Below are 7,338 nucleotides of genomic sequence, written 5' to 3'. Positions count from 1 at the left end.
GCCTCCCTTGGGAGGCGCATTTTTCGTTACAGGTCCAGGGTCAGGTCCCCGTCCTTGATCCAGCCCCACTTGCGCAGGGGGACCGCCAACAGCCAGGTAAGGACTGCCGGCAGCACAAAGGAGATCAGCACCAGGCCCAGCCAGTCCATGCCGGTGATGCCGGCCTTGACCCCGGCGGCCACGTCGCTGACCCAGCCGGTATACACGCCGATCTGGCCCACCAGGCCGCAGGTGCCCATGCCGCTGGACACCGCCGCGCCGTTCATCTCCAGCCGGAACAGGCAGGTGGCGATGGGGCCGGTGATGGCGGAGGCCAGGGTGGGGGGAATCCAGACCCGGGGATTGCGGACGATGTTGCCCATCTGCAGCATACTGGTACCCAGGCCCTGGGCCACCAGGCCGCCCCAGCGGTTTTCCCGGAAGCTCATCACCGCAAAGCCGATCATCTGGGCGCAGCACCCCGCCACGGCGGCGCCGCCGGCCAGACCCGTCAGCCCCAGGGCCGCGCAGATGGCGGCGGAGGAGATGGGCAGGGTCAGGGCCACGCCGATAACCACGGACACGATGATGCCCATGAAGAAGGGCTGCAGCTCCGTGGCCCACATGATGAACCGGCCCACGGCGCTGGCCGCCGCGCCGATGGGGGCGGCGATCAGGGCGGCGATGCCGATGCCGGAGAGCACCGTGACAATGGGCGTTACCAGAATGTCGACCTTCGTCTCCTTGCTGACGGCCTTGCCGATCTCGGCCGCCAGAATCGCCACAAACAGCACCGCCAGAGGCCCTCCGGCCCCGCCCATGAAGTTAGTGGCGAAGCCCACGGGAATCAGGGAATACAGCACCAGGGGAGGGGCCTCCAGCGCCCGGCCGATGGCCACCGCCATGCCCGGCCCCACCATGGCCGAGCACAGGCCGCCGATGGTGTAGGTCACGGCGCCCTCACCCTTACCCAGGGTGACGATGACATCCGTCAGGAATCCGATGTGCAGCTGCTGGCCCAGGGTGTTGAGAATGGTGCCCACCAGCAGGGTGCAGAACAGGCCCTGGGCCATAGCGCCCATGGCGTCGATGAAATACCGCTTGGCCGAGAAAACGATGTTCTTCCGGGCCAGGAACTTGCGAACTGCTTCCATAGCTTTGACCTCGCATATGTAAAAAGAATGTTATACAGGTGTCATGACACCTGTATAACATTCTATCACGTCTTTTTCGTTTGTCAACCGGAACTTTACTCCGCCAGGAAGCCCAGCTCCCGCAGGCGGGCCTTCAGATGCTCATAGGACGCCTCATCGGGGCAGGACAGACTGTGCAGATGGATGCCGTCTGTCAGCTGGGACAGGGGGGCGGCCCCCTCCATGCGGGCCATGAACTGCTCCACGTCCAGGCGGCTGCGCAGGTGCAGCGGGGCGGACAGCTGGCCATAGACCGGGTGGTCCACGATGACGTCCACAACGGTGCAGCCGCAGTCCACCATGGCGTTGAGCTCGTCCCGGGTGCCGGTGCCGTCGTGGCGGCAGGCCACCTGGCGCGGCAGACCCGTCTCCCCGGCGTCGGGGATCACATAGCCCCGGGCGGTGGCGGTGATGGCCTGGCCCGCGGCACGCAGCAGGGCCACATCCCCCACGATGATCTGGCGGCTGACGCCAAGCTCCTTGGCCAGGGCGGTGGCGCTGATGGGCTGATGGGCTTCGTGGAGCCGGGCGCTGATCCGGCTCCGGCGTTGTTCGGCGGTCATGAGGAGGACTCCCTTCGTTTTTTCCTCTATCATACACGATTCCCCGGCCCATGGCAAGTTTTTTTCATGAATTTCGCTGCCCTCTTGACAGATGGGCCGCCGGATGGTACACTATGGACAGAAAAAGAGAATACATTGCGCAAGTGCCTGCGCCGCCGGGTGGGCGGCACGGGAGAATAGTGAATCAGGTGAGAATCCTGAACGGTACCGCCGCTGTATACGGGGAGGCCGCGCACAGGGACGAAAGTCCGTCACTGGGAAACCGGGAAGACCGTGCGCCTGCCGCTGATCCGCCAGTCAGAAGACCTGCTTGCCGCCATGCTGTCCCCGCTGCGCGCCATACGGCGGAGGATAGATTCAATCGCGGGAAACCGGCCGCGCCAATGTCTATTGGCGCGGTTTTTTTGCAAGCCTGAGCGCGGCACTGCCGCAGCTTTCCATGGGGGCGGGCAGGAGCAGCCACTCCCGCCCGCCCCCTTACCTTATGTGAAATTTGCCGGTAAACGCCTGTAGGGGCCGGGTTCTACCCGGCCTGAAAGCGCCGGAATAGCGGGCGGGGCGGAGCCCACGCCCCTACGGGCCCACAACCAGCCTGCGGCTGGCTCGCAATGACACCACAAGAAGATTTCCGATAATTGGCCGCACACACGGGATGGCCGAATCAATATTTCCATCAAGAATCCGTATGATCTATCAGGAGGACGACATATGCTCATCAATTGGTTCCGGGACCAGGACCACCTGGTCTATATCAACGGCGAGACCCAGCTGGCCCAGCTGGAAAAGACCCTGCGCTTCCCAGGCTTGCAGGAGGCGGCGGAGGCCCTGCGGGACAATCCCAACCCGGAGGGCTACACCATCAAGGGGCCCAAGCGCACCTGCGGGCGGCTGTTTGTGCCGGACCTGACCTTCGGCAAGCACATCGAAATGGGGGAGAACGTCTTTTTCTACATGGGCGAGATGGCGGAGTGCTATGTCATCTACTGGCCCGGAAAGCCGGTTACGGAGGTGCACCATGGAGAAATGTGAAGCCCTGTCCACCAAGCCCGAGGAGTGCCGCTACTCCTTCTTCCAGCACACGGCCTGCGAGTTCTTCCCCTGCCATGAGACCGCCCATCCGGAGGACTTCAACTGCCTGTTCTGCTACTGTCCCCTGTACGCCTTAGGGGATCGGTGCGGCGGCAATTTCCGGTATATCGGCGACGGCATCAAGGATTGCAGCGGCTGTCTGTTGCCCCATGGCCGGAAAAGCTACGGCTACGTCACCGGCAAGTTCGGCGAGATCGCGGAGCTGGCCAAAAAGAACCGCCATACGGAGGAATAATAAATACCGTCTGTAGTTTTCTCAAAAAAAACTACAGACGGTATTTTCTTATCGCCCCAGGATGGTCTCGGCGAAGCCTTTGGCAAACAGCCGGGCGGCCCGCAGGGCCTCATCCAGCGAATTCCCGGCGGCCCCTACCTCCACCAGCAGGCTGCCCGGGGCGGCAAACTGGTTATAGCGGTAGTTCAGCAGGGTGATGGGCCGCATTAGGGTGGGGGACCGGCTTTCCAGCTTCTCCTGAACGGCGATGGCCAGGCGCAGATTGTCCTGCCAGCCGTCGTGGGCCACGCCCATGATCAGGCTCACCTGGGCGGCGGCGGGGTCCTCCGCCGTCACCAGCTTATACTGGGTGCCGTTGGCGTCCTGCACCGCGTCCCGGTGCAGGTCCAGCACATAGACGATGGAGGGGTACTTGGCTAGGTAGCTCTGGATAGACGCCAGACTGTTTTCATAGGCGTCGTTGTACGACTCCCCGTCGTGGAGGGTGCGGTCGTGGACCACGGAGATGCCGTAGGACGACAGCTCCGCCGCCAGCTCGTCCCCCACCCGGACCATGTTGCAGGAGCGGTCCGCCGTGCGGAAGGTGCCGGAGGGGACGTACTCCTGCCCCGGGGGCATGGTATAGGACTCGCTGGCGTGGCTGTGGACGATAAGGACCTGGGGCCCCTGCTGGGGACAGGCCGCGAACTGCCGGTCCCCCAGCACCGCCGGGTCCAGGGTCCGGCTGGACTTGTTTTTGATGTACACCCCGTTGATGATGCTGTAGCCGTCGGTGGAGCGGGGGTCCACCGTCTGGGCCGGGACGCCGTTGTCCGCCCCGGGCTGGGGGGCCGGGTCCTCCGACGGAGCGGGGGCGGGGTTTTCCGGTTCCGGTTCCGGGTCCGGCTGGGGGACGTCGTCCTCCTGCACCGCCAGGGACCGGCCCGCCAGCAGCACCGGCGACTGGCCCAGGGCCAGCACCGTGGCGGCGGACAGTCCGTCCAGCCCCAGAAGGTCCCCCAGCTCCCACCGCAGCAGTCCCCGGGACAGATGGGGGCGGCGGGACACGGACTGCCACAGGGCGGCGGCGCTGTCCGCCCCGGCTCCGGCCAGCACCGTTCCCAGGGCTGCCGCCGCCAGCAAGAGCGCCAGCCCCCGCCGTAAAATTGCCTGTTTCAAAGCGTTCACCTCTTTGAGACAAGCCTATGCGGCGGGGGACGGGATTATGTCACGGTTCCATCACCGGGGGGATATCCACGATCTGCAGGCCCCGGCGCATGGCGTATTCCATGGTGCGGCGGGTGCCGCCGGGCTGGCCGTTGTGGACCGCCAGCAGCAGGGCGGCATGGTCCACCATATAGCGGTTGCGCCGCTGCATGCAGCCGGGACTGTAGGACGACTGCACCAGGGTCTCGTAGTCGCAGGCCGCCACCAGGCGGCGGTAGCGCTCCTGCTGGGTCCGGGGCCAGCCGTCGGCCTGGGTGGGGCAGGGGATGGCCGCCTCCACGCTGACGTCCCCGTGCCGCTGCCGCAGGGCCAGGGCCAGCTCACAGAAATACAGGTCGCAGCCCTGGGCCATACCGCAGATGAAGTGCCGGTATCCCGCCTCATAGGCGGCGTCCAGCGCGTCCCGAAGCCGGACCTTCAGGGCCCGGCACCGGGGATCGTCTTCGTTTTCCCCCCAGGGGAGCTTGGCCGGACGGTGGCCGGAAAAGCAGCAGCTGACAGGCCGTGCGCGCATGGCATCGCCCTCCCTTCAAAGATACTTCTATCATTATAGAACATACTTTCTATTTTGTAAAGAAGAATTTCTCTTGCGCGCCGGGTGCAAATCCGGTATACTGAGGGAAAAGGGAGGTGCATCCGATGAAGCTGTATTTCAAGCAGCGGTTTTTCTCGTGGTTTGACAGCTACGACATCTATTATGAGGACGGCAGCGTGGCCTATACCGTGGAGGGAAAGCTGGCCTGGGGTCATTGCCTGCACATTCTGGACCCCTATGGGGAGCACATTGCCACAGTGAAGCAGCAGGTGCTGACGTTTCTGCCGAAATTCGACCTGTATGTGGGGGAGCGGTGCATCGGCACCATCCGCAAGGAGTTCACGTTTTTCCACCCGTCCTTTACCATGGATTTCTGCGGCTGGACGGTGGAGGGCAGCTTCATGGAGTGGGACTATACCATCCAGGACGGGCCCCGGACGGTGGCTTCTATCAGCAAGGAGCTGTTTAACTGGACGGACACCTATACCATCGACGTGGCGGACCCGGGGGACGCCCTGTATGCCCTGATGGTGGTGCTGGCCATCGACGCGGAGAAGTGCTCACGGAGCGATTGATACGGAATAAAAAAAGTGCCCCCGGCGGGGGCACTTTTTTTGTTCATGGAAACGGGCTGTCAGGGGTTTTCCCGGCTGTCGGCGGCGGACACATTTTCGGCCACCCGGCTGGCGGCCTTGGCGTCCTCCTGGCCGGCGGCATAGGCCCGGGTCCTAGCATCCTCCAGTTCCTTCTGCCGGGTCTTTTCGTCCCGCTCTGCCTGGCGGGCGGACCGGCGGGCCGACACGCTGCGGCGGATGGCCTTGATGACCTGCCACGCCGTCAGCAGCACCACCGCCGCCAGGCCGATCCATCCGGCGGTGCGGATGTGCCAGAAATCCCGGATGGTGAAGGCGTCGTTGTACATGCCCAGATAGTACAGGGCCACGCCGCCCACGATGCACAGAAGCCCCAGCACCAGGTCCAGCACCGCCCGGACCCGATGGGCCCCCCGGCGCACAAAGAAACACACGATCAGCGCCAGGGCGCACCAGAACAGCGCCGGGGACTGACAATACAGAACGCTCATACGGCTGCCTTCTTTCTCATTTCCCGGTTACAGGCTGCACTTGCCCCGGGGGATATATTTGCCGTCAGGCCCGGCCAGAACGAAGCCGTCCTCCACCGCCAGACGGCCCCGCAGCCACACCTGGTGGATGCCGCCCCGGATGGCGAAGCCCTCATAGGGGGAATAACCGGCCAGGCTGGCCATATCCTCCGCCCGGAGCACATGGTCCGCCTGGGGATCGTATACCACGATGTCCGCGTCGGCCCCGTCCTGGAGCACGCCCTTCCGGGGGAACATCCCGTAGAGCTTGGCGGGGTTTTCCGCCAGCACCCGGCACATGGTGGCCAGGCTGATCTTCCGGGTGGTAACGCCGTAGGTATACAGCAGCTCGCCCCGGTTCTCCACCCCCGGCAGACCGCCGGGAATCTTGGTGAAGTTCCCCCGTCCGGCGTCCTTCTGCTCCAGGGTGAAGCTGCAGTGGTCCGTGGACACGGTCTGGATTTCTCCCTTGCGCAGGGCCGTCCAAAGGGCCTGCTGGTCCCGCTCCTTCCGGATGGGCGGGGCGCAGACATACCGGGCGGCCCGGGAATAGTCGGGGTCGTCATACACGCTGTCCTCCAGCACCAGATACTGGGGGCAGGTCTCCACATACACCCGCTGGCCCCGTTTGCGGGCGGCCTCCACCTCCCGCAGGGCGGCGGCGTTGGTCAGGTGGACGATGACCACCGGGATATCCACCGCCTGGGCGATGCGCAGGAGCCGGGACACGGCCTCGGCCTCCAGAAAGTCCGGACGGGTCCGGGGATGGGAGCCGACACCCATCTGGCCCGCCGCCTTCTTTTCGGCGATCAGCGCGTCGATGACGCCGCTGTTTTCGCAGTGCACGCCGCAGATGCCGCCCTTTTCCTTCAGCTTCTTCAGGGCGTGATACATGGCCTCGTCGCCGATCATCATGGCGGGATAGGTCATATACATCTTGAAGGAGGAGATACCGGCGGCGTACATATCGTCGATCTCCGCCTCGATGCCGGGATTCCAGTCGTCGATGGTCATATGGAAGCCGTAGTCACAGCAGCAATTGCCGTCGGCCTTCTTGTGCCACAGCTCCAGTCCCTGATGCAGGGTCTCTCCCTTATTCGGGCAGGCAAAATCCACCACCGTGGTGGTGCCGCCCCGCAGCGCCGACCGGCTGCCGGAGAAGAAATCGTCCGCCGTTGTGGTGCTGCACACGTCCAGGTCGAAATGGGTATGGGCGTCGATGAAGCCCGGCAGCAGCAGCTGCCCCTCCACGTCGATGACCGTGGCCTCCGGCGCGGAGATGCTGCGGGCCACCCGGAGGATCTTCTCGTCCTCCACCAGCACGTCCGCCCGGCGGGTGCCCCGTCCGGACACCACTGTGCCCCCGCGAAACAGATATTTCATGGAAAATGCCCTCCTTTTCCGGGTTGATTGCATGATTCTTTATTATATCATGA

The 7,338-nt window shown here is 64.2% G+C and carries 9 protein-coding genes and 1 riboswitch; of the genes, 3 read left to right on the top strand and 6 right to left on the bottom strand.

What is annotated here, in order from left to right; all coding sequences use genetic code 11:
- Nucleotides 1–26: 26 nt before the first annotated feature.
- Both LKD37_RS12420 and LKD37_RS12415 read right to left on the bottom strand, forming a co-directional pair.
- A complete protein-coding gene (locus LKD37_RS12420; protein ID WP_302929512.1) occupies nucleotides 27–1,133 on the bottom strand; it encodes a PTS sugar transporter subunit IIC in 1,107 nt (368 codons plus the stop codon).
- 95 nt (nucleotides 1,134–1,228) lie between these two features.
- A complete protein-coding gene (locus tag LKD37_RS12415; RefSeq protein ID WP_302929511.1) occupies nucleotides 1,229–1,735 on the bottom strand; it encodes a transcription repressor NadR in 507 nt (168 codons plus the stop codon).
- 124 nt (nucleotides 1,736–1,859) lie between these two features.
- Nucleotides 1,860–2,064, top strand: a riboswitch (cobalamin riboswitch).
- Nucleotides 2,065–2,443: 379 nt separating this feature from the next.
- Here LKD37_RS12415 and LKD37_RS12410 point away from each other — a divergent pair.
- Together LKD37_RS12410 and LKD37_RS12405 are read left to right on the top strand one after the other, a co-directional pair.
- Complete coding sequence (locus LKD37_RS12410; RefSeq protein WP_302929510.1) at nucleotides 2,444–2,764, top strand: hypothetical protein; 321 nt, start codon at nucleotides 2,444–2,446, stop codon at nucleotides 2,762–2,764.
- Nucleotides 2,751–3,059: a cysteine-rich small domain-containing protein gene (locus LKD37_RS12405; RefSeq protein ID WP_302929509.1), complete on the top strand. Its 309-nt coding sequence runs from the start codon at nucleotides 2,751–2,753 to the stop codon at nucleotides 3,057–3,059. Before LKD37_RS12410 ends, LKD37_RS12405 begins: the two co-directional genes overlap by 14 nt.
- A gap of 48 nt (nucleotides 3,060–3,107) precedes the next feature.
- Here the strand turns inward: LKD37_RS12405 and spoIIP are convergent, their stop codons facing one another.
- A complete protein-coding gene (gene spoIIP / locus LKD37_RS12400) occupies nucleotides 3,108–4,217 on the bottom strand; it encodes a stage II sporulation protein P (RefSeq protein ID WP_302929508.1) in 1,110 nt (369 codons plus the stop codon).
- A 49-nt stretch (nucleotides 4,218–4,266) separates the two neighbouring features.
- A complete protein-coding gene (locus LKD37_RS12395; protein WP_302929507.1) occupies nucleotides 4,267–4,779 on the bottom strand; it encodes an SLOG family protein in 513 nt (170 codons plus the stop codon).
- Between the two features lie 125 nt (nucleotides 4,780–4,904).
- Between LKD37_RS12395 and LKD37_RS12390 the strand changes: the two genes are divergently transcribed.
- Nucleotides 4,905–5,375, top strand: coding sequence for an LURP-one-related/scramblase family protein (locus tag LKD37_RS12390; protein WP_302929506.1), 471 nt, complete (start codon nucleotides 4,905–4,907; stop codon nucleotides 5,373–5,375).
- Between the two features lie 59 nt (nucleotides 5,376–5,434).
- Here the strand turns inward: LKD37_RS12390 and LKD37_RS12385 are convergent, their stop codons facing one another.
- Both LKD37_RS12385 and hydA read right to left on the bottom strand, forming a co-directional pair.
- Nucleotides 5,435–5,884: a hypothetical protein gene (locus tag LKD37_RS12385; protein WP_302929505.1), complete on the bottom strand. Its 450-nt coding sequence runs from the start codon at nucleotides 5,882–5,884 to the stop codon at nucleotides 5,435–5,437.
- Between the two features lie 27 nt (nucleotides 5,885–5,911).
- The gene (gene hydA / locus LKD37_RS12380; RefSeq protein ID WP_302929504.1) at nucleotides 5,912–7,285 is read right to left on the bottom strand and encodes a dihydropyrimidinase; all 1,374 of its coding nucleotides are present in this window, start codon (nucleotides 7,283–7,285) and stop codon (nucleotides 5,912–5,914) included.
- Nucleotides 7,286–7,338: the final 53 nt, after the last annotated feature.

The organism is Brotocaccenecus cirricatena, from assembly GCF_020687045.1.
Taxonomy (GTDB): Bacteria; Bacillota; Clostridia; order Oscillospirales; family Oscillospiraceae; genus Vescimonas; species Vescimonas cirricatena.
This window is presented reverse-complemented; position numbering and strand designations above follow the sequence as displayed.

Coding starts and splice junctions, on each gene's coding strand:
- LKD37_RS12405 (WP_302929509.1), top strand. CDS start 2,751: ATGGAGAAATGTGAAGCCCTGTCCACCAAGCCCGAGGAGTGCCGCTAC.
- LKD37_RS12395 (WP_302929507.1), bottom strand. CDS start 4,779: ATGCGCGCACGGCCTGTCAGCTGCTGCTTTTCCGGCCACCGTCCGGCC.
- hydA (WP_302929504.1), bottom strand. CDS start 7,285: ATGAAATATCTGTTTCGCGGGGGCACAGTGGTGTCCGGACGGGGCACC.
- LKD37_RS12415 (WP_302929511.1), bottom strand. CDS start 1,735: ATGACCGCCGAACAACGCCGGAGCCGGATCAGCGCCCGGCTCCACGAA.
- LKD37_RS12410 (WP_302929510.1), top strand. CDS start 2,444: ATGCTCATCAATTGGTTCCGGGACCAGGACCACCTGGTCTATATCAAC.
- LKD37_RS12390 (WP_302929506.1), top strand. CDS start 4,905: ATGAAGCTGTATTTCAAGCAGCGGTTTTTCTCGTGGTTTGACAGCTAC.
- LKD37_RS12385 (WP_302929505.1), bottom strand. CDS start 5,884: ATGAGCGTTCTGTATTGTCAGTCCCCGGCGCTGTTCTGGTGCGCCCTG.
- LKD37_RS12420 (WP_302929512.1), bottom strand. CDS start 1,133: ATGGAAGCAGTTCGCAAGTTCCTGGCCCGGAAGAACATCGTTTTCTCG.